This is a genomic window from Limnothrix sp. FACHB-881, assembly GCF_014698135.1.
In the GTDB taxonomy this organism is placed as follows: Bacteria; Cyanobacteriota; Cyanobacteriia; order CACIAM-69d; family CACIAM-69d; genus CACIAM-69d.
The window spans coordinates 228682-251331 of the sequence record NZ_JACJSN010000001.1; the positions used below are offsets into that span (position 1 = coordinate 228682).

Sequence of the window (22650 nt, forward strand, 5' to 3'; positions counted from 1 at the left end):
TCGGCCGATCTGGAGGAAAGGGGTTTTCGTGAACGAGGTGTAATGAGTAATTGACTCAATGAAAAGAGGAGGGGCGATCGATTAGTTCGATCGCCCCTCCATGATTTTATTGTGTTGATTTTTCGGTGTTGATTTTCTCGCGTTGATTTTTGCTTCTTGGCTGATTGGCCGTTGCTCGGGGACTGGGTTTCGAGACAAGACCAATGCGAGATTGGGCTGCGACCTGCCCGATCGGGTTACCAGCTCGTCCAGTGGGCAAACAGGGAGAAGCGACGAAGATTTTCAGGGCCGCCTTCGCTGGTGAAACTCAGGCGATCGAGGCGATCGAACAGGGGCCGCAGGGGCACTTCCACCAACCGGAACAGGGGGATCAAGCGGCGCACCACTGGGCGGGCAGCGGGCCAGCTCAGGGTAACGTTGCCATCGTTGGGGACAGGCAGGGTGGTGACAACGGATTGCCAGAGGTGATCGCCCAGGAGGGAGGCCGTTTCATCGCGCCCCGCTTGCACTGCTGCGGCCAAGGCGGGAACGGAGGTGGCCAAAATTTCGTAGTCTCCCACCGTGGCCCGGGCCCCTTGCACTTGGGTGCTGACTTGACCCGCATTGCGCCAACCCATTAGGCCGGCGCTGGACGGTGCGATCAGTTGCGTCCAAACGGTGGCTAGTTGGTCGCTGTCCAAGTTCAGGGTTCCGAGGGTCAGGCCCTGTTGTTTGGCCAGGGCATCAATCCGATCGAGTGCGGCGGCGGTTTCGGGAGTGCGGCGGGCCACAAAGACCCAATCGCCGGGAAATTCACCCAAGGCCCGCTCCGCTGCCCGATCGCCCACTTCCACAGGAATTAAGCCCAGGGCAAAATCTTCGGTGTTCCAGGCCAAAAGGTCGTTTTGCAAATTTAGCCCTGAATTGGTTGCCACCCGACTCAGCAGCGGGCCGATCGCCTGGGCGATGGGGCCGTCGCCCAAGATTTGTTGCCACTGTTGGGTGAGTTGTTGCAGGTTTGTGCCGCTGAGGGCAATGGTGGCGGTGCTGGGTAAATAGCGGGTGGCGGTGGCGGGTTCCGTGAGGGGAGATTCGGCCGCCACCAGGGTCAGACCATCGGCCGCCACCCAAGCGGCCTCGGTGACCAAGCCCGATCGCTCGGCCTTCAGGGACAGGGTGGCGCTGTGGGCCGGCAGTGCGGCCAACCACTCGGCGGGTAATAGTGCTTTCGATCGGCGGCGGGTGGCGGTGGCGGGTTCCAGGAGTTCACCCAAGGCCGTGGGGTTCACGTAGGCGATCGCCAGTCGATCGGGCGGGAGCGCTGCCAATTCCCGTTGATAGTCCGGTTCTCGCAACAGGCTCAGGTCAGCCGCTTGGATGTTGTTGATGGCATCCCGCAGGACTTTGGGATCGTTGGCGGCCAACACGAAGCGATCGGCCACCAGGGCCGTGGCCAAGTCCGTTTGGGTCGAAACTCGGCCGCCCTGGGCCAGGCGTTTGGCCCAACCGCGCGGAATCAGATCCAACGCTTCCCCATGAACGATTTTTACGCCCTTGTATTGCTCAAAAATCAGGTTAATGCCGTTCAGGGCTTGTCTTTGCCAGAACAGTTGCAAGAATTCCCGGGCCCGATCGGGATCATTGGCGGCCGCCGCCAGCAAATAGCCCGGCTCCCGGCCATTGTTGGGATCGCGATCGATGTCCACGGTGGTCACCGCCAGGGTCACTTCATCCCCCAGCCAGGGCTGCACATCGCGATCGTAGGTTAGGCCACTACGGGTGAGCCAGGCATCGCGGGCCTGTTGCCATTCGTGGCGGGCCGCCCTGCGCCGGCCCAAGGGCGCGATCGCTTGGCGCAAGGCCTCCACGCGATCGGGGTTCACCAACAACGAAACCATGGCCGGAGCCTGTTTGGGGATCATCACAGCAGCTTCGGGCTGAGCATTAGCCACACCGTCCAACAAGCCCAGGGGGCTGTGGGTGGCAATCCAAACAGCTCCGGCGGCCCCGGCCGCCATCAGCGAAATTGCGATCGCCGCCAAAATTGAAAAAAACGCGCGCCCCTTCATGCTTCTCGCTCGCCCTTTTTGGTGTTCGCTTGTGGCGGCCTCCCGCTTGGGTCGGGCTGCCTAGCCCGGCTCCATTATTCCATCTCGATCGCGGGCGGCCTGTGCAGATGCCTGTCTCGGTTGCAGTTAGCAACAAAATGTTGAAGTTGAGCCGTTGGGTGGCAAGGTTGCTGGGGCTGCTTCCCGATGATTTTCCCGGTTAGTTATTTTCCCAGCTAGTTATTTCTCTGGTGATCTGCCCGCTCAACGGTGACTCTTCAACATTGGCTGGCCTAGCGAATCTCCAGCCGATCGGGCCACCAAACGTAGGTCGATCGGGGATCGTCATTCAAGAGCCACAATTGCGACGGTAACTGAGCCAGCGATCGCGCAATCAAGGGGGACTGACTCCAGCCCAACCGACTCCAGAGGGCTTGGCTCTTGTCCTCTAGCCAACTGAGGCCAAAGGGTTCCCGGCGCGGATATTCCGCCAACACCCAGTCTTTCCCCAGCTTGGCGGCCTTGGCGGCGGCGGCGATCGCCTGATCTAACCCCCCCAACTGATCGACTAAGCCCAAATCCGCTGCGGCTTTGCCCGACCAAATTCGCCCCTGGGCCAACTCTTCCACCTTGGCCCGATCGATCGATCGCGATTGGGCCACATGATCCAAAAATCGATCGTAAGTCCAGTCCACCGACGATTGCAGCAGGGCCAGCTCAGCGGGCGTTTTGCTGCGGGTCACGGAGCCAATGTTGGCAAAGGGAGCCGTGGTGACCGCATCCCAATTCACCCCATTGTTCTCGCCCAGTTTTTGGATGTTAGGCAACAGACCAAAAACCCCGATCGACCCGGCAATGGTGGTGGGTTCCGCCCAAATTTCCGTGGCCGGCGCAGCAATCCAATAGCCTCCAGAGGCGGCCACATCGCCCATGGAGACAATTACCGGCTTGTCTTTAGCCGCCAAGGACACCTCCCGAGCAATGATGTCAGCGGCGGTGGCGCTGCCGCCGGGACTGTCAATTCGCAAAACGATCGCCTTAACATCCTCGTTTTTACGCAACTTCCGCAGTTCCGTGGCGATCGCGGTGCCATTCATCGCATCCCGCTCGCCGTCTGTGGTTTGGGTCACCATCGTGCCCGTGGCATAGAGCAAGGCAATTTCTTGGCCCGTTGCGTTTTTGCGCCGATCGCCCAATTTGCTTTGGGCCGCTTCCACGGTTCCCACTTGGCGCGCATAGTCAGCCACCGCAACCCGTTGGAAGGTGGGTTTGTTGTCTTCCCGATCGGCTAGCTTCAGCACCCGTTCAATCACCTGGTCGTCATAGGCCAGGCGATCGACCAAACCCAGCTTCACCGCCTGATCGGAGCGCAACAATCCTCCCTGATCGGCGATCGCTTGCAACTGGGCGATCGACTGTTTGCGACTTTGGCCCGTCGCCGTCAGCACCGTTTGCCACAAATCCTGAAGTAGGGCTGCCGTTTGGGCCCGATTTTCAGGGCTGAAATCCCGACGGGCAAAGGGTTCCACCGCCGACTTGAACTTGCCGGCCCGCACAAACTGCACCCCAATGCCGTATTTTTCAAGGGCCCCGCTCCAAAAGGTGCTTTCGGCGGCCAACCCGTTGAACTCCAGCCCTCCCGCCGGATGCAACCGCGTTTCATTGGCGGCGGATGTTAGGTAATAGGTACGCTCGTCCCAATCCGTGCCATAGGCAATGACGGGCTTCTTTTTCCGAAACTCCAGAATGGCTTCCCGCACTTCCCGGAGGGTGGCATAGCCCGCGATCGGGCCCGTTCCGGCACTGTCGTAAAGATAAAGACCGGTGATTTGGCGGTCTTTGGCCGCCTGGGCCAAGGTGTCTAGCAACACCCTGAGGGGAATGGTTCGAGGGCGATCGCTGAGCCAGCGATCGATCGAGTCCTCTGCCTGGCCCGGCTCATCCCGAATCGCCAGCGACAGATCCAACGCCAACATCGATCGCCCCTTGAGGGCCACCGGCTCCGAGGAGCTGGACAGGACCGCCAAAAAAGTAATCAAACCAATGAGTCCCAGGAGGCTGCCACCTGCGAAGATCGTGAGGCCAACCAGCGTTCCCAGAATGCTCGCGATTGTTTGTTGTAAAAAACTTTTCATGACGGCTGGCGGTGCAGGGACTAGGGCAGCAGGAACCAAAGCAGCAAGGTTGCGGATCACTGGCAATCCCTGCGAGCTTTTCTATGCTAGACCCAATCCTAGCGATCGCTGCTGGGGCTTGCGCGACAGAGGTTGACGTTGGCCGCTCATGCTGCCCTCTGCTTGCCTGCTTTTGTTCGCCTGTTTCGCCTGCCTTCCGAGATTTCCACCCATGACCAACCCCGACGCTCCGCAATCTAGCGATCCGCAACCCGCCGGTGGCGATGGGGGTTGCGTGACGGCGACTTCGCAACCGTTGGAACCTCCCGTAACCCCTGAGGCAGCTTTACAACAGCTTGTGGCCGGGTTGCCCCTGCCGATCGCCCTGGTGGATGGCCAAGGGAGCTATTGGGCCGCCAGCCCGGCCTGGTTAACGGCGCTATCGCTGCCGGAAGCCACCCCCGGCCAATCGGTCATGACCCTTTGTCCAGAACTGACCACCCTTTGGCAACCGGCCATGGCCCGAGCCAGTCAGGGGCAAACTGTGCGCTCAGAGCAACCCCATTGGCTGCAACGGTCACCCCATCCGGGCCTTTGGTTGGAATGGGAGGTGGCTCCCTGGGGCAATGGCGGCCTTGGGCCGAACGATGCCGGGCACAACCTGGTTTGCATTTCCCTGCGGGTGGTGAGCGATCGGGTGGTGATGGAGCAAGCCTGGAAACAGCTTTTTATCCAATCGGGCAGTTGCCTTTGCACGATCAACAGTCAAGGGGAATTTCAATTTCTCAACGAAACCTGGGATCAGGTTTTGGGCTGGCGGGAAGAGGCGATCGGGCGGCCCTTCACCGATTACGTTCACCCGGACGATCGCACCCGCACCCAGGCGGAAACTCACTTTTCACCCCAAGGAACTCCCACCCGCGTCCTGGAAAATCGCTACCGACGCAAAGACGGAACCTATCGTTGGTTTCGCTGGAATTTCTTTTGGGATCGGGCCCAGGATCTGATCTACGCCGTTGCCCAAGACATCACCGAGCGGCGCGTGCTGCGCTTGGCCCAAGAACAGGCCGACACCGCCTTGCGAGACAACAACGAGCGCTTCCGCACCATGGTGGCCAATGTTCCCGGCGTGATCTATCGCTGTTTGGGCGATCGGGAGCGGACGTTGTTGTTTGCCAGCGAGGCGATCGAACATCTCACCGGTCACCGAGCCGAAACCTTCGTTCAATATCGCAATCGCACCCTGCAAGACCTCACTCACCCCGAAGACCGCGATCGGGTGTGGACGGAAATCCAAGCCGCGATCGCCCAGCAGCAACCCTACCGCGTCGAGTACCGGCTCGGCCACGTCAGCGGCGAACTGCGTTGGGTGGTGGAACAGGGACAACCCAGCTTCAACCACAACCGACAACTGATGTGGCTAGATGGGGTGATTTTTGACGTAACCGATCGCAAAGCCACCGAACAGGCCCTTCAGTCCTCGAAAAAGCGCTGGTCATCCCTGGTGCAACGCATCCCCGTTGCCATCATTGAATGGCTCTCCGATGGGCGCATCATCACCTGGAACCGTGCCGCCACCGAACTCTTCGGCTACACCGCCGAAGACATGATCAATCAACCGTTCGATCGAATCCTGCCTGAAAACGAACAGCCCAAAGTCTATGCCCTGATTGCCGATCTGATGACCGGTCGTGGTGGCAGCCGGTTCCGCAACTACAACCGCACCCGCGACGGCCGCATCATCCTTTGCGAGTGGCAAAACGCCCCCCTTCGCAACGAACAGGGGGACATGATTGGCTGTCTGTCCATTGCCACCGACATCACCGCCCGCATCCTGGCCGAAGATCGCCTGCGCCAAAGCGAAGAACGCTATCGCTGCCTGGTGGAAGCCATGGGCCAAACCCTCTGGCGCACCAACGCCGATGGAGAAGTGACCGAACCCATGCCCCACTGGGCCCACTTCACCGGCCAATCCTTTGCGGACTACTGCGGCCAAGGTTGGTTGATGGCCGTTCACCCCGACGATCGCGGCTATACCCAAGAAGCTTGGCAAACGGCCCGACAACAGCGCCAGCCCTACAAAATTGAGCATCGGTTGCGCCGCGCCGATGGTGAATATCGCCACATGGTGGTGCGGGGTGTGCCCGTCCTGGAAGCCGATGGAACCATCCGCGAGTGGGTGGGGGTGGACACGGACATCACCGAACGCAAACAGGCCGAAATTCGTCTGATGGAACAGGAGCGTACCCTGCGCACCGTGCTGGACACGGCTCCCCTGCTGATTTGGCTCACGGATGCCAAAGGGCGAGTGCAATTGGCCAATCGGCCCCTCTGTCAAACCTTTGGTGTCGAAGAATCCACCCTGCTGGCGGCCAATCACTATCAAGACGTGCTGGGAGAAGAGTCCTGCCGCGTTTGTCTGCTGTCCGATCAACGCTGCCTTTCCCTCGGGAAAACGATTCAGGTTGAAGAGCAGTTTCCCAACGCGGCCGGCGAATTGCGTGATTTTGATGTGGTCAAAACGCCCCTGCGAGATCGCACGGGCGCAATTACCGGATTGCTGTTGGTGGCGATCGACACCACGGAGCGCAAGCAAATTGAACGGGAACAACAGCGCCTGTTAGCCATTTTGGAGGCGACCACGGACTTTGTGGGAACCACCGACATTCACGGCAACTTAACCTATGTCAACCCCGCTGGTTGCGCCATGTTGGGCTACAGCGCCGGGGAAATTTTGCGCTTGAACATTGCCCAGTTGCTCCACCCTTCAGAGCGAAACCTAATTCAAGAGCAGTTTCCCCAGTTGTTGCAGGAAGGCGTGTGGCAAGGGGAAGGCTTATTTTGCGATCGAGCCGGGAATCCGATTCCCGTGTCCCAAGTGGCTCTGGTGCATTACGGGCGCAATGGACAGGTGGAATATTTGTCCAACGTGGCCCGCAACATTGCAGCCCTGAAGCAGGTGGAACAGGCCCTGCGAGATTCCCAGCACTGTTTGCAACGACAGGTGGAACGGGAGCGGCTGATTAACACCCTGTCAACGGAAATTCGCAAAAGCATTCATGGCTCCAAGGAACAGGTGATTGGGTTTGCCTTGGAGGAAATTCGCCTGGCCTTGGGGGTTGATCTAACGACCTTTGCCCTGTATGACCAACCGGTTCATGATCAAGTGCATCAACCAATTGATCAATTCAATCAGCTCAATCAGCTCAATCAGTTAGCTCAGCCACTGGAGGATCAGCAACTCGGTGAGCCAATTAATCAACAAACTGACCAGCCAATTGACCAGCAAGCTGACCAGCCGGCCACAGAAACAATATTGGTGACCAATTCAGCAACTGATTCAGCAACTGAAGTGTTGGCAGAGGGGGCTTGGAGCATCGTGGCGGAAGCGAGAGATCCGGCCATTCCCTCGGTGATTGGTACTTACCATGAGTCCCAGTTTGGCTCGTTGCTGGCAGGGCTAACCCGTATGGAGGTGGTGCAAATTGACGATGTGAAGCAACTGCCTTTGCGAGAGCGGCTAACCCTGTCGCGGATGAAGGTTCGATCGCTCCTCATGGTGCCGGTGCGAATTCATGGCTCCCGAATGGCAGTAATTTCTTGCTTGCAGATGTCCCATGAGCATCGATGGCAGCCAGATGAGGTGGCGTTGGTGCAGGCGGTGGTGAATCAGGTGGCGATCGCTAAAAATCAGGCAGATTTGTTGGAGCGAACCGAAATGGCCGCCGCTGAAGCCCGGGCCAAGGCGATCGCCCTGGAGCAAGCATTGCGAGAATTGCGCCTGACCCAAACCAAATTGGTGCAACAGGAAAAAATGTCGAGTTTGGGGCAGTTGGTGGCCGGGGTAGCCCATGAGATTAATAATCCCGTGAACTTTATTTATGGCAACTTAGCTCATACGGAAGATTACAGCAGAGATCTATTGCGATTAGTGGCGTTATATCGCGACTTTTATCCTGATTTAGAACAGCCGATCGCTGACCTCATTGAGGAAATTGATCTGGACTTTTTGATGATTGATCTGCCCAAAATGCTTGATTCGATGAAATTGGGGGCAGAGCGAATTAAGGAAATTGTGCAATCGCTGCGGATTTTCTCCCGCATGGATGAGGCAGAAATGAAGGTGGTGAATATCCACGAGGGATTGGATAGCACCCTGACGATTTTGAATGGGCGGATGAAACCGAAGAATAATCGGTTGGGTATTGAGGTAATTCGAGAGTATGGAACATTGCCAGAAATTGAGTGCTACGCGGGGCAACTCAATCAGGTGTTTATGAATATTTTGGTCAACGCGATTGACACCTTGGAGGAACGAGATCAGCAGCGATCGATGGCGGAAATGCAAGCGAACCCGAGCCGAATTCGGATTATGACGGAACGCCGGGGAGAACAAGCGGTGATTCGGATTCAAGATAACGGTTTGGGGATTCCGCTGGAGGTGCAGCAGCGGCTGTTTGACCCGTTTTATACCACCAAGCCCGTGGGCAAGGGCACGGGGCTGGGACTGTCGATTAGCTACCAAATTGTGACGGAAAAACACGGGGGGACGCTGATTTGCGATTCGACTCCCGGGGAAGGCAGCACGTTTGAAATTACGATTCCGCTTTGGCAGCCTAATGCGCCCTCTTGAGGGGCTGGTAGCCAAAACGCTGGGCACTGGGCCTGATGGGGTGATGTGGGCCCCAAGGTGATGTGGGCCCCAATGAGAAGCCAAGGAGGAGACGCGAATCAGGAGCCGATCGACTGGTGAGTCTGGGCAGCGGCTGATAGGGGAGGTGGTGGAAATTGTCCCGATCGCACCTCTTGGCAGTAGGTTTCCGCCGCCGCAATCACCGCTGCTCCCAAATCCGCGTAGGTTTTGGCAAAGGGCGGGGTTTGGTCGCTCAAACCCAACAGGTCGGCGGTCACCAGCACTTGGCCATCGCAGGCATTGCCCGCCCCGATGCCAATGGTGGGGATGGTGAGCTGTCGGGTAATGCGCTCGGCCAGGGTGGCGGGCACATGCTCCAAAACAATGGCAAACGCACCGGCCGCTTCCAGGGCGAGGGCTTCGGCCAGGATCCGATCGCCCTCAGCGGGGCTGCGACCCTGTTGTCGATAACCCAGTTGATTCACCGATTGGGGGGTGAGGCCCACATGGCCCATGACGGGAATGCCCGATCGCACCAACCGAGCCACGGTGGCGGCCATTTCGGGATAGCCCCCTTCGAGCTTCACGGCCTGTGCCCCGGTTTCCTTCAGAATCCGACCGGCGGAGGCGATGGCTTCTGCCTCACTGGCTTGGTAGGTCAAAAAGGGTAAATCCACCACCACCAAAGCGCTCTCCACCCCACGGGCAACGGCGGCCGCGTGGTGAATCATTTGGTCGAGGGTCAGGGGCAGGGTGGTTTTGTAGCCCAGAGCCACCATGGCCAGGGAGTCGCCTACCAGCAGCAGATCAACCCCCGCGCGATCGAGCAGACGGGCCCACAGCCAATCCCAGGCCGTGAGAGCCGCGATCGGGCGACCCTGTTGTTTCCATTGCTGTAGCTGTTGAATGCGCAAGGCCAAATTCAGTTCTCCTGTTGCCCGATCACAACGGTTTGGTTCGCAACCCTGGACATTGCCTGATTCTTGGTCTAGACCGAAATTCTGTGTAGACCGAAATTCAACCACAAAATTCAACCCCAAAGGCCATCAAGCTGATGGATGGGGGAGTTTAGACTTTGCCGGTCGATCGCCCGACTCGCTCTCTAGCGCTTAATTTGCATGAGCGCCCTAGGGCCGGCGACCCATTTGTTGCAAGCGCACCCAAGCGCCCAGGCTACAGAGCACCACCACCCCGGCGAATAGTCCCAACGGTGGGCCCGATCGCTGCGGTCGCACCATGGGCTGCAATTCTCCGAAGCCATTGGCCGGAGCGTTGGCGGTGGTGGAATTTTGCTGAAAACGGCGCTCACTATCGGTAGGCAGGAGAGACGGCGCGGGGCTGGGGCTGGCGGTGTTCCCGATCGCCCCTGAAACCTCTGGGTTTTGCCCCACTTGCAACGGAATCACTTCCGCTGGGCGATCCATCTTCAGCAAGCGGACGATCGCCACGCCGCCCACCAGCCAAAACAAAGCCCAAAACACAAATAGCCCAATCAAAACCCGCCCCCGCAACAGGCGTTCCAAAGCGGTCACCACCGTTGGCATTTGGGCCAGCCAGGCCGGTGACGGCCGACGACGACGCGATCGCCCGATCGGGGCGAGGGCCGTTGAGGCGGCCCCGGTTCCGTCACTTGATCGTCCGGGCCGACGATGGCGCGATCGCCCGCGATTTCCGAAGGTAGGATTGGGCTGGGCTGAGTCCTGGTCGGCGGATCTAGATTGACTAGGGTGATCAGTGGGGTCTAGTCCAGTGCGATCCAGTCCAGTGCGGTCTAGTCCAATGCGACCTATGGAGATCGATCGGGGGCGATTTGCACCAACGATCGAGCCGCTGCGATCAGGATCGCCAGGCTGGGGCAGCGCCTCTGCTCTGGGTGCTGGTTCAGGCTTTGGGGCCGGTGTGGGCAGCGGTTGGGGCGATCGCGGCAACGGAGCCGATAGCGGCGGTGGCGGCCCATAACGCGGCAACGGGGCGGGCGCGGCCGGCGGCATCGGGCGCGGCGGCAAAGCAGGCAACTGGGGCGATCCTCGCTTCAGGGCCGCATCAAAAGGATTCGATTCCCCATCCGGTAAAGAAGATGATCGCGATGCTCCAGCCGTCATTTACTGCGCCCCTTGTGCCACGGTATGACGTTCAATTGCTAGCGTTACCAATCGGTGTACTAATTCCGGAAAGGGAATTCCGGTCGCTTCCCACAATTGGGGATACATGCTGGTTGCGGTGAAACCCGGCAGCGTGTTGATCTCGTTCAAAAAGATTTCGCCCGTGGCTTCCACATAGAAAAAATCAACCCGCGCTAACCCAGCACAATCGAGGGCTAAAAAAGCCTCCTTGGCCATGGTTTGCAGGCGATCGACCACCGGGGCGGGCAAGGCTGCCGGAATCACCAAATCCGCCGCCCCGTCGGAATATTTGGTGTCGTAGTCATAAAACTCGCTCTCGAAGGTGATTTCCCCAATCACCGAGGCGATCGGCTGATCATTGCCCAGCACGGCGCACTCCACCTCTCGTGGTTTGCCCCCCGCCGCCGCTTCCACAATGATTCGTCGATCGAAACTGGCTGCACTGTCCAGGGCCGCTTCCAACTCAGCACGCGATCGGGCCTTGGCAATGCCCACGGAGGATCCGAGATTCGCCGGTTTCACAAAGCAGGGATAGCCCAAATCCGCCTCAAGCTGATCGCAAAGCTTCGGAAACACGCAAGGATTTGACCAAACTTCCGATCGAGTCACCAATCGATAGGCCACTTGCGGCAAACCCGCCTGGGCAAACAGCATCTTCATGGCGATCTTGTCCATGCCCGCTGCGGATCCCAGCACCCCCGACCCGACCCAGGGAACCTGCATCAGTTGCAACAGCCCTTGGACTGACCCATCTTCCCCATTGGGCCCGTGCAGCGTCGGAAACCACACATCCACCGTGCTGGCTTCGGGTGGGAATTGCCAGAGCGCCGCGCGATCAACGGGGCGATCGTCACTCGGCAACGGTTGCCCCGACTCCAACACCCCTTGGGCCACCGCTGGCCCTTGCCAAAGCCCATCCTTTTGCAAATAGAACGGCAACACCTGATAGCGATCGCGATTGCTGTCTGCTTGCAGGGCCCGAGCCGCGGCCGCGGCCGATCGAATCGACACCTCATGCTCGCCCGATCGCCCACCAAACAACAGTCCAATACGCAGGGGATTGCTCATGTTGCCAATCGTTCCATTCACCCAAATCAAGACCCGTTTGCCAGCAATGGTCAACGTAGCTACCAGTTAATCACAGGTTGCTAAGAGTTGTGTCTAGGTTGTGCCTAGCCCGCCATTCCCTGGCCACCCACCCCCAAGGGCATCAGGGCCTGTTGTCAGATCGTCCAAAACCCTGATTCCAACCCTAGTGGATCAGCAAAGACAGGGGGCTGAAGCCCCTTGTTACGGCGGTTGGGGCATCCCTGTTGCGGTGGTTGGGGTATCGAAAATCAAGCGCTTTCACCTGATTTCAGGAAATGACGACAGACCTTACCCCTCGATCGGCCTCCGCGCCAAGATTTTCCAGCGAAATCCTCCAAAAAGCCTGCCTTTCCTAGGTTTGATGTAAATTTTCCTCTATCTTCCCTAGATTTTTACACTTGGCGAGTAAAGTCAAATACAGCAAGCCTAAATGCATTGCTAGAGCTTGGTTTTTGCGGAATCGTCACTGCCCAGTCCGCTTCAATTCATTCACCCAATTCACTTGATTCACTAATTCACCCAAATTGAATCACTTGAGTTGATTTGAATCGATTGGCATCCATTTGAATCGGTCCATGCTGATGAACCCCACTTGATAAAATTGCTCTGGCTCTAAATCTGGGCAAAAATTCTCGGTAAAAATTATCAGCTCTTTTTGACTGTTTGGCTGATGATTCTGGGTCTAAATCATCAACGTTAATCTTTGACTGTCAATCTTTAAATGTTGATTTTGGTTATGAATTGACGAATTTGGATTTCAGATCTGAATTTCAATTTCCTCAAGAAATCCCTGTCTGAGTTGCCCCACAGAGCGATCGCCCAAATCATCGCCCCAACCATAGTGGCCATTAATCCATAATTTTTCAATTTCTCGAAAATGAAGCTTAATCAAGACTGAAATTAGCCTGAAAAATTGATCCAACTCTGTTGAGTCTTCAGGATCAATTGAGCCAGCTTTTCTCAGTGAAGTTTCATGAGTCATGTTTCCCATTGTGCCAGTCGTGCTTCACTCTCCTTGCAGGACTGATTCTCCATGATCGCCAAGTCTCGTACCGTGCTGCAATCATCCCCTTCACAGGATCCTTGGTCGCGTCCTCAATCGGCTGCCCGAGGAAATTGGTCACGGCGTTTGGCAGACCTCACGATCGGGAAATATCAACGACTCTTGAATCATTTTTCGCGCGATTGGAGTATTGCACGGAAAGTGTGTTGGGCTTCTGGAACAGCAATTTTTACAGCCATTTTGGGAACCAGTGTTGGCCTATTTGTGGGCAACCGCTATGCCGTCCAAACAGTGGCGGAAATTCGGGCTGCTGATATTCGCCAAGAGGAATTAGCGCACTTTGCAGATGACTGGATGGTCATTCTCAATTACCCATTCGAGTCTTTGTACTTGTTGCGATATCCATCACAATTCCAAGATCGCCAACGACAACACCTCGATAAATTGGCGGAGTTGCGCCGAGAGTTGGTGGAATTCTCGGTCACTATGAAAGACAAGGAAGATGGAATCGATGCGGCTCAGTGGCAACAATTAATGAATCGCCTGAATGAGTCCATGCGTCACTATCAGCGCTTTGCTTCTCCCCTGTTACAGTCATTGACCCTTCGGCCGGGATACACGACTCAGGAATATGAGGTGGCCCATCAGACTCTGGTGAATTTTCTGGTGAGCGACTCCTATCGATCGTTCTATTTAGAACTGAACAGCATTCACCAGGAACTTTTGACTGTTGCGGAAAAAGTAGAAGAACAGGAAAATATTGGCACTGACCAACTACAGGAAATTCGACAAATTCAAGCGCTGATTGTGGGTGGCAGTCTGTTCGTGAGTTTGCTGTTGGGAATTTTTCTGTCGTTAATGGCCGGCAAAACGATCACAACACCCCTGCTGGAGCTGACTGAAACAGTTCAGAAAGTGACCACAGAGAACAACTTAAAATTAAGGGCATCGATTACCCAAGAGGATAGAACCACTGCTGATTTATCCATGGCGTTTAATCAATTGGTTGAATGGGCCGATTTATATATGAGCGAGCTACATCAGACTCAAAGTCGCCTCGTCCATTCGGAAAAAATGTCTAGTCTGGGCAAAATGGTGGCAGGCATTGCCCATGAAATTAATAATCCAGCGGGTTTTGTTTATAGCAATCTCTACCATGCCAAGAACTATGCCCAGGAGTTGCAAGCCCTAGTGGCGCTTTATCAAGAAGCCTATCCTAACCCTCCCCAACATTTGCAAGAGGCGATTCAAGAAAGCGATTTAGAATTCATTCAAGGTGATTTAGATCGTGTGTTTTCTTCGATGGAAGTGGGCACTGGTCGGATTCGCGATATTGTGAAATCCCTGCGAGTGTTTTCGCGGCTGGACGAGGCAGAATTTAAAACAATTGATTTGCATGAGTCGATCGAGAGTGCCCTCACGATTTTGGGCTATCGATTGCGGGAGCAGAATGAACGTCCGGAAATTCAAATTGTTCGTGATTATGGCCCTGTTCCCCCGATCGACTGTTTTGCAGGACAACTCAATCAAGCGTTGATGCATTTGCTGACGAATGCGATCGATGCCTTGGATGAGCGCGATCGATCACGAAGCTACCAAGAATGCCTCAATCAACCGAGTCAAATTCGGATTGCCACAGCCCTGTCCGACTCTGAGCACCTCACCATCACGATCGCGGATAATGGCCCCGGAATTCCCGAAGCCATTCAACCCAAATTATTCGATCCGTTCTTCACCACCAAGCCCGTGGGCATGGGAACGGGCTTGGGGCTAAGCATTACCTATCAAATTGTGGTGGAACATCATCGGGGACAACTGATCTGTCGATCGGCCCTCAATCGAGGAACGGAAATCCTTGTGGTGTTACCGATCCATCGCGCCAATTCCTAGCACTAATTTGCCCTCCTAGAGGATGTCTGAAAAGCCAAAGTTGCTGCTCTGGATACCCCAGCGATCGACATAGAAAAGGGGCTGAAACTCCTTGCCCCTAAAATAATTGGCGCTTCTATTGACGCTTCTATTAATGCTTGTGTCGATGCCTGGCCCGCACTAAAAGATACTTCTCAGACATCCTCTTAGATGGAGGAGCAAGAGTCCTTTGGGCGATCGCGTGCCAATTTGATATCTGTCACTCATGATCAAGGGGCTTGATGAAACCTTTAAAAAGCCCCCAATGCTTTGGCCTGCAACTATTCGAGCACGGTAAACTACCCTTAGAGCGGGTTTGAATTGAAGAATTGTCTTCCCGAGTTTTTTACGATTGATCGATACGGTATTAACCATATAAGACAATCTCTACTCATAATCTGCCAAACCCAATAGGGGTTTAAGCTCTGCTCCAGTTTCGGTAAAGGTTTGATATGCAAGAACGCCAACAGTCGCCAAAGTCCTGAGGTTCGCAGCCCACATAGCTAGCAACTCGGCTGAGATTCAAGATCAGATGCTGCGCCGTAGTTGTGATTGCATTGGGTGGCTGGCGCTCCCAACTTTAGTTGTCCTGTTGTTGTGCCTCTTGCCTATTTAGGATCACTGGCCCATTGCCAATGCCCAAAGTCTCCCAATCCAAGGACTCAACGCCGTTATGACCGCCTTTGCTCAACAGCCGTCTGGTTCCGAACGCCCTAGGGTGGTTACCTGGCCGCGACCTGCCAAATCCCTTGCTGTTCAGGAGTCGATCGCCCAAACGTCGCTGATGCCCCACTTGGTGCCGGAGCTGCCTCGGTTTAACTGCCAAAGCTTGTTGATTCAGGCCCTCACCCATCGATCGCTCGTGCGGGAAAATCCACGGCTGGGTGAGGATAACGAGCGACTGGAATTTTTGGGTGATGCAATTTTGACCTTTGTTAGTGGGGCTTATTTGTATCGCCGCTTTCCCGACTTGGGCGAGGACGAAATGACCCGGCGGCGATCGGCCCTCGTTGATGAAAAGCAACTGGCTCAGTTTGCGATCGCCCTGAATTTGGGTCAGCAACTGCGCATGAGCCGAGGGGTTGAGCAGATGGGAGGTCGCCATAATCCCAACCTACTCAGCAGCGCTTTTGAAGCTTTGGTCGGGGCCTACTATCTCGATCAACATGGGGATGTGGAGATTGTTCGCCCCTTTGTGGAAGCCTTGTTTGACGCAGTGCCGATCGAAGAACTCCAGGCGCGATCGAGCCTTGATGTGAAAAATCAACTGCAAGAATGGGCCCACAAATGCGGTCTTTCCTTGCCGAAATACAACACCCAAAAGATTGCCGGACAGGATCACAATCCCCTCTTTTCCTGCCAAGTTTCGTTGGGGTCTCGAATTTTAGGAACCGGTCAAGGCCGCTCCAAAAAAGAAGCCGAAAAATCCGCCGCCGCCGCTGCCCTGGAAACCCTCAACCAGAAGGCCACCAGCAGCACGAACGCGCCGCGAGCGGCCTTGGCCTAACGGGCTTAACTAGCTTTGGCGAACTAATTTGGGCGAACTAATGTGGGCTGTGTTCCCAGGGAATTCGCACCTCAGGGCGATCGCCGCCCAATATGCACCCAATATGAATAGGTTGTCTTAGCAGAGAGCGGGCAACAAAGCCTCACCGGTCAAACTGAAGGCTCGTACCTCCGTAATTTTGACGGGGACAATTTTGCCGCGCAGTTCTGCAAAATCTCCCGCAAAGAAGGTCAACCGATTGCCATCGGTGCGGCCCATCACCTGGCTCGGATTCTTCGGGTTCACATCTTCCACCAACACATATTCCGTGCGGCCAAAATAGCGCTGCGATCGCTCCGCCGCCTTAACCGACACCAGATGGTTCAACCGTTGCAGGCGATCGCTCTTGGTTTCCTCATCCAACTGGTTGTCCCACAGGGCCGCAGGCGTACCCGGCCGAGGCGAATAGGCCGCCGTATTGAGCTGATCAAAGCCAATATCCTCAACCAGCTTCAGCGTGTTTTGGAACTGCTCCTCCGTTTCACCGGGGAAACCAACGATCGCATCAGCGCTAATCGACGCATCGGGCATATAGCGGCGAATCGTGTCGATGATTTGCCGGTAGCGCTCGTGGGTATAACCACGCGACATCGCTTTCAGCACCTCGTTGTCGCCCGACTGGAACGGGATGTGGAAGTGCTTGCAAACCTTCGGCAGCTCGGCGCAGGTGCGAATCAGCCGCTCCGTGAAGTAGCGCGGGTGGCTGGTGGCAAAGCGCAACCGCTCAATGCCCTCCACATCATGCACTTCCCGCAGTAAGTCCGTGAAGTTGTACTTATGCCGTCCGTCGGGCAAGCTTCCGGGCAAGTCGCGCCCATAGGCATCGATGTTTTGGCCCAGCAAGGTCACTTCCTTGTAGCCCTGGCGACCCAATTCCTCCATTTCCCGGCGAATTTCCTCGGGATAGCGCGATTGCTCCACGCCGCGCACCCCGGGAACGACGCAATAGGTGCAGCGCTCGTTGCAACCGTAGATCACGTTCACCCAAGCCGTAATTTGGCTGTCGCGGCGGGGCTTAGTGATGTCTTCCATAATATGGACGGGTTCCGTGGCCACCACCTGGCTGCCATTGAACACCTGCTCCAGCAAGTCTTCCAGGCGATTGGCGTGCTGGGGCCCCATGATCAAATCCACCTCGGGCACGCGCCGCAACAGTTGCTCGCCTTCCTGTTGAGCCACGCAGCCGGCCACCACGATCGTCAGGTCGGGGTTGGTTTGTTTGCGCTTGGCCTGCCGCCCGAGGTAGGAATAGACCTTTTGTTCGGCGTTGTCGCGAATCGTGCAGGTGTTGTAGAGAATCAGATCCGCTTCTTCGGGTTCTTCAGTCCAAGCAAAGCCCATGGTGTCAAGGATGCCGGCCATCCGCTCGGAGTCGGCCTTGTTCATCTGACAGCCGAAGGTGGTGATGTGGTAGCGGCGGGGTTGGTTGCTCATGGCTCTGGCGGGGCGATCGAGACTCTTTATTCTAAAGCAGGATGTTTCGATTCAACCGCCAATTGATCAGGACTAGGCTTGACAGTTCTCTTTTTGAGAACTAGGATAAATTCCATAACCCATTCGCTACTCTACCAAGAGCCATTTCAACAGGAGGTACTAATGCTGCAAGGTGCAAAATTTAAGGGCTAGCCAAAATGCATATCATCAGTCGAAAGCCGATTCGTGAGTTTTGTAAGCTCCATCCAATAGCAGAATCTAGCCTACAACGATGGTTCAAGATTGTTTCAAGAGCCAGATGGACAAGTTTCGAGGATGCCAGAAAAACATTTCCCAGTGTTGATCGTGTAGGTGAATTTCTGGTTTTCAATATCTGTGGAAATAAGTATCGCCTGATCGCCGTACTAACAAATTACTGCCATCTTCAATCTGATGGATCACTTAGCAATGCCAAGCTTCTTATCAAGAAAATTTGCACTCATGCCGAATACAGCAAGATTAAAATTCCTGATGACTTGAGAAGCAACTCTAAAAAGTAAAGTTGATATTTGGTTTAGCCACGTCATCAATTAGAGATAGGGGCTTCGGCCCCTTCTCCCTGAAGTTAGAGTAACTTGAACAGCAGATAGCAGGTTTACTCCAGAGATGGATGATATGTAAGTCGTCACTCTCCAAAGCACTGAATCATACATACAAAAAAGCACACACAGAAGCACGCACGCACCCAACCAAGCCATGCTGGCAGTTCTTGATCCAAAGTCTTATTCACAATTACTGGCAGAAGTCCGACCGACCGTCATTCAGACCGAGGAAGAATATGATCGCCTGGTAGATCAAATCGAGCAACTATTCTTGCGTGAAGATCGATCACCTGAAGAATCAGCTCTATTGGATTTACTGACATTACTCGTTAGTAGCTATGACGATCAGCACTATGCGATCGCTGATTGCTCTGGGCGGGAAGTACTGTTGGAACTGATGGAAGACAACGGACTGAAACAAGCTGATTTGATCGGAGTGATTGGCTCCAAAGGCATTGTTTCTGAAGTAGTCAACGGCAAGCGCGACATTTCTAAGAAACAGGCGCAACGGTTAGGCGAATTCTTTGGACTGCCCTACACGATCTTTCTTTGATTATCGCCCTAACTGCCTCAGGCAAGGGGCTTAAGCCCCTTGCTCCTACGATCCCTTCAAGGCGTTTTTTGTCAAAAAACTAATTGTTAATGAGTAGCGATCAGGCGTGAAATCAAATAGCTTGACTGACGATCGCCCCGAGTTTTTTCATCACTTGCAAAACCGTTGCCAAATCATCAGCGCGATCGAGAATTAATTCTGGTGATTTGTCGTACTGCCAACTGTAGAGAGGCGTATCAGCATCATCAGGAAATACCAGCACCTTAGCTAATTTTAAAAATACAAAACTACTGCCATTGGTCACTAAACCAAACCGCGCTTGTCGATCGGGAGCCGCTGCCAACATATAACCCAACACCTGCGGAATCCCCATCTTGACTGAAAATTCAGCCCGCTTAGATTCGATCGCCAACACCCACAAACGACCCATCAACACCAGAATATCCACCCGGCCGCGCAGTTTTTCGCCCCCCATTGGGTTAGCGTCCACGGGGCGATCGCCCACAATTTCTACTGAGGTTTCCGTATCCACATAGAACGGCGGCAAAAAGAAACCGGCGAGATCTAACAGCGGAGCCACCACCGCCAACTTGGCCGTATTTTCTAGCACCGATCTCCGCTCCAAGTTGGCGTAGCTGGCTTGAATTCGTTGCAGCCGATCGCGCTCGATCTCCCCCAACTCCGGCAACCGATCGCGTCACTCTCGAAAGAAATCAGGATCATCACTGCGCTGGAGACCCAACCGCTGTTCCAGATCCTGGAGCGTTAGTTGTTCGATCTCCACTGTGGTTGTCATCCCGTGTCTCCATTTGAGCAGCTTTCGCTTGTTTCCCGCGCCCTGAGGGCGATCCTAAACCCTGGCGACCGGTCACCAGGTTACGAAGTTGATACACTGATTGAGTTGACCTGCAAGAGGCTAACGATCTCCCCTCAGCCGGATGTGATCCGGTCGATCGCCCTAGCTGCCTGCCCCTCCCCCCTCAACGATTCAAGTAAGGAATTGCTAACCCAATGACCGTCGCGCCCGTAAGCTTGCCGCAACTGGTGAAACACGAAGTCAAAGACCTGTCCTTGGCCCCCATGGGTCGCCAACGGATTGAATGGGCGGGTCGAGAAATGCCGGTGCTGCGCCAAATCCGCGATCGCTTCGCCACCGAAAAGCCCTTCGCCGGTTTGCGTCTGGTTGCTTGTTGCCACGTCACCACCGAAACCGCCCACTTGGCGATCGCCCTCAAGGCCGGTGGCGCGGATGCGGTGTTGATTGCCAGCAACCCCCTTTCGACCCAGGACGACGTGGCCGCCAGCCTCGTGGTTGATGAAGGCATTTCGGTCTTTGCCTACAAGGGTGAAGATACCGAAACCTATCTGCGCCATGTGAACATTGCCCTCGACCACAAGCCGAACGTGATCATCGATGACGGTTCCGACGTGACCGCCACCTTGATCCAACAGCGCCAAGACCAAATCGCTGACCTGATTGGCACCACCGAAGAAACCACCACCGGCATCGTCCGTTTGCGGGCCATGCTGCGCGATGGCGTGCTGACCTTCCCGGCCATGAACGTCAACGACGCGCAAACCAAGCATTTCTTCGACAACCGCTACGGCACGGGCCAATCGACCCTCGACGGCATCATCCGCGCCACCAACGTCCTGTTGGCGGGCAAAACCGTGGTGGTTGCTGGCTATGGCTGGTGCGGTAAGGGCACGGCCATGCGGGCGCGCGGTTTGGGCGCAAACGTGATCGTCACCGAAGTGCTGCCCGTCCCGGCGATCGAAGCCGTGATGGATGGTTTCCGCGTGATGCCGATGGACGAAGCCGCCGCCCTGGGCGACCTGTTCATCACCGTCACCGGCAACAAGCACGTGATTCGCGGCGAGCATTTCGCCAAGATGAAGGACGGGGCGATCGTTTGTAACTCCGGTCACTTCGATTTGGAAATCGACCTGAAGGCCCTGAAGGCCCAATCGTCGGAAGTGAAGACCGTCCGCAACTTCACCGAAGAATATCGCCTGAACAACGGCAAGTCCGTGGTGGTGTTGGGCGAAGGTCGCTTGGTGAACCTGGCGGCGGCGGAAGGCCACCCCAGCGCCGTGATGGACATGAGCTTTGCCAACCAAGCCCTGGCTTGCGAATACCTGGTGAAGAACAAGGGCCAACTGGAGCCGGGTCTCTACTCGATTCCCGATGAGGTGGATCAAGAGATCGCCCGTCTGAAGCTGGCGGCCATGGGCATCGCGATCGACTCCCTGACCGCTGAACAGATCGAGTACATGAACTCCTGGACTGAAGGCACATAATCGCCCCAGTCTGAACCCTCATTCCTAGTGCGGGGCAAGGGGCTTCAGCCCCTTGTCTAACACCTGGAACTTTGATGCTTGATTTCACGATCGCACACCCAACTCATCGATTTTGTTCACCGCGTTATTCTTGCTTTCTATGAAAGAGTGGATTGTTGAAATTATTGGTTCCCTGGGCTATTTCGGCATTGGGTTCCTGATGTTTTTGGAAAATCTATTCCCGCCGATTCCTTCCGAATTAATCATGCCCTTGGCGGGGTTTACGGCTTCGCAGCCCAATAACAACCTAGAACTGATTCCGGCGATCGCCGCGGGTGTAATCGGTACGGTGTTGGGGGCCTATCCCTGGTACTACATCGGCAAACTGGTGAATGAAGAACGCCTAGAACGTTGGGCCGACAAATATTTCAAATGGATTGGGATTTCCAGTGAGGATGTAGGGAAATCCAAAACCTGGTTCCAAAAGCATGGCGCGAAGGCGGTGTTTCTCTGCCGGATGGTTCCGGGGGTGCGGACGCTGATTTCGCTACCGGCGGGGATTGAAGGAATGCCGATCGTCCCCTTCACGATCTACACCACCCTGGGCACCATTATTTGGACTACGGCCCTCACCACCCTGGGCTACAAACTTGGATCGAACTATGAGCTGGTGGATGAATATCTCGCCCCGGTTTCCAAGGTGGTGCTAGGGATTTTGGTGCTGGCCTTTGCGGCTTGGCTGGTGAAGAAAAACCTGGATTTACGCAACAAGGGTAATGGGTAAGTCAGCAACTGGCGGAGGGCGTAAGGCGTTACGCCCCTACCAGAGGACTGCCAAAATAATGATCACGTGAATCGGGGTGGGCTGGGCCTGCCCCGATTTGTTTGGGATGAATTGAGCCGGTTAGAGATCAACAACCATGACAGAAGTGGCGGCGATCGCCCTGGATATTGGGCGCAAACGGATTGGGGTGGCGGGGTGCGATCGCCTCGGGTTACTGGCCAGCCCGATCGCCACGATCGAGCGGCAATCCTTTGAGCAAGATGTGGCGGCGTTGCGGGCGATCGCCCAGGAGCGCCAGGCCACGGTGTTGATCGCCGGGTTGCCCCTGACGATGGATGGGGAAGACAGCGCCCAAACCCGCCACGCCCGCAAGTGGGCCAAGCGCTACGCCACGGCGATCGGGCTGCCGTTTGTGTTGGTGGACGAGCGGCTGAGTTCGGTGGAAGCCGAGGAACTGTTGCGATCGCGCGGCCTCCAACCCTCGCGGGACAAGGGCAGCATCGATCGCTATGCGGCGGCGGCGATTTTGCAACGCTGGCTGGATGAGCAGCGGATTTGAATTTAGTCAAAACCAG

General features: G+C 55.7%; 16 protein-coding genes. 8 read left to right on the forward strand and 8 right to left on the reverse strand.

Features of this window, described 5'->3' with window-relative positions; translation table 11 throughout:
- Positions 1–236 precede the first annotated feature (236 nt).
- On the reverse strand, positions 237–2048 hold the full coding sequence (locus H6G52_RS00930; protein ID WP_190525859.1) for a DUF3352 domain-containing protein: 1812 nt from the start codon (positions 2046–2048) through the stop codon (positions 237–239).
- A gap of 272 nt (positions 2049–2320) precedes the next feature.
- Positions 2321–4162: a signal peptide peptidase SppA gene (sppA, locus tag H6G52_RS00935; protein ID WP_255508467.1), complete on the reverse strand. Its 1842-nt coding sequence runs from the start codon at positions 4160–4162 to the stop codon at positions 2321–2323.
- A 211-nt stretch (positions 4163–4373) separates the two neighbouring features.
- Between sppA and H6G52_RS00940 the strand changes: the two genes are divergently transcribed.
- A complete protein-coding gene (locus H6G52_RS00940) occupies positions 4374–8774 on the forward strand; it encodes a PAS domain S-box protein (protein ID WP_190525863.1) in 4401 nt (1466 codons plus the stop codon).
- A 98-nt stretch (positions 8775–8872) separates the two neighbouring features.
- Here the strand turns inward: H6G52_RS00940 and panB are convergent, their stop codons facing one another.
- The 4 genes from panB to H6G52_RS00960 form a co-directional block, all read right to left on the reverse strand.
- Positions 8873–9694, reverse strand: a complete 822-nt coding sequence (gene panB, locus H6G52_RS00945; protein WP_190525865.1) for a 3-methyl-2-oxobutanoate hydroxymethyltransferase — start codon at positions 9692–9694, stop codon at positions 8873–8875.
- A gap of 207 nt (positions 9695–9901) precedes the next feature.
- Positions 9902–10876 carry a hypothetical protein gene (locus tag H6G52_RS00950; protein ID WP_190525867.1) on the reverse strand — a complete coding sequence of 325 codons (975 nt, stop codon included), beginning with the start codon at positions 10874–10876 and terminating at the stop codon, positions 9902–9904.
- Positions 10877–11965 (reverse strand): D-alanine--D-alanine ligase family protein, encoded by a 1089-nt coding sequence (locus H6G52_RS00955; RefSeq protein WP_190526189.1) that lies wholly within the window; start codon positions 11963–11965, stop codon positions 10877–10879. It abuts the gene before it with no gap.
- Between the two features lie 778 nt (positions 11966–12743).
- The gene (locus H6G52_RS00960) at positions 12744–12968 is read right to left on the reverse strand and encodes a hypothetical protein (protein ID WP_190525868.1); all 225 of its coding nucleotides are present in this window, start codon (positions 12966–12968) and stop codon (positions 12744–12746) included.
- 51 nt (positions 12969–13019) lie between these two features.
- Here H6G52_RS00960 and H6G52_RS00965 point away from each other — a divergent pair, with 51 nt between their 5' ends.
- Together H6G52_RS00965 and rnc are read left to right on the forward strand one after the other, a co-directional pair.
- Positions 13020–14879 carry a sensor histidine kinase gene (locus H6G52_RS00965; RefSeq protein ID WP_190525870.1) on the forward strand — a complete coding sequence of 620 codons (1860 nt, stop codon included), beginning with the start codon at positions 13020–13022 and terminating at the stop codon, positions 14877–14879.
- A gap of 691 nt (positions 14880–15570) precedes the next feature.
- Entirely contained in the window at positions 15571–16404 is an 834-nt protein-coding gene (rnc, locus tag H6G52_RS00970; RefSeq protein ID WP_234407052.1) for a ribonuclease III, read from the forward strand.
- Between the two features lie 117 nt (positions 16405–16521).
- Here the strand turns inward: rnc and miaB are convergent, their stop codons facing one another.
- Entirely contained in the window at positions 16522–17877 is a 1356-nt protein-coding gene (miaB, locus tag H6G52_RS00975) for a tRNA (N6-isopentenyl adenosine(37)-C2)-methylthiotransferase MiaB (RefSeq protein WP_190525872.1), read from the reverse strand.
- A gap of 197 nt (positions 17878–18074) precedes the next feature.
- On the opposite strand from miaB, the gene H6G52_RS18940 reads away from it, so the two are divergent.
- Together H6G52_RS18940 and H6G52_RS00985 are read left to right on the forward strand one after the other, a co-directional pair.
- Positions 18075–18416: a type II toxin-antitoxin system HigB family toxin gene (locus H6G52_RS18940; protein WP_190525874.1), complete on the forward strand. Its 342-nt coding sequence runs from the start codon at positions 18075–18077 to the stop codon at positions 18414–18416.
- Between the two features lie 196 nt (positions 18417–18612).
- Positions 18613–19011, forward strand: coding sequence for a type II toxin-antitoxin system HigA family antitoxin (locus H6G52_RS00985; protein WP_190525876.1), 399 nt, complete (start codon positions 18613–18615; stop codon positions 19009–19011).
- A gap of 112 nt (positions 19012–19123) precedes the next feature.
- On the opposite strand, the gene H6G52_RS00990 is transcribed toward H6G52_RS00985, so the two are convergent.
- Entirely contained in the window at positions 19124–19690 is a 567-nt protein-coding gene (locus tag H6G52_RS00990; RefSeq protein ID WP_242026109.1) for a restriction endonuclease subunit R, read from the reverse strand.
- A 332-nt stretch (positions 19691–20022) separates the two neighbouring features.
- Between H6G52_RS00990 and ahcY the strand changes: the two genes are divergently transcribed.
- From ahcY to ruvX, 3 genes are all read left to right on the forward strand, one after another.
- The gene (ahcY, locus tag H6G52_RS00995) at positions 20023–21312 is read left to right on the forward strand and encodes an adenosylhomocysteinase (RefSeq protein WP_099534684.1); all 1290 of its coding nucleotides are present in this window, start codon (positions 20023–20025) and stop codon (positions 21310–21312) included.
- Positions 21313–21451: 139 nt separating this feature from the next.
- Positions 21452–22075 (forward strand): DedA family protein, encoded by a 624-nt coding sequence (locus H6G52_RS01000; protein ID WP_190525878.1) that lies wholly within the window; start codon positions 21452–21454, stop codon positions 22073–22075.
- Positions 22076–22211: 136 nt separating this feature from the next.
- A complete protein-coding gene (gene ruvX / locus H6G52_RS01005; RefSeq protein WP_190525879.1) occupies positions 22212–22634 on the forward strand; it encodes a Holliday junction resolvase RuvX in 423 nt (140 codons plus the stop codon).
- The last annotated feature ends 16 nt before the right edge of the window (positions 22635–22650 follow it).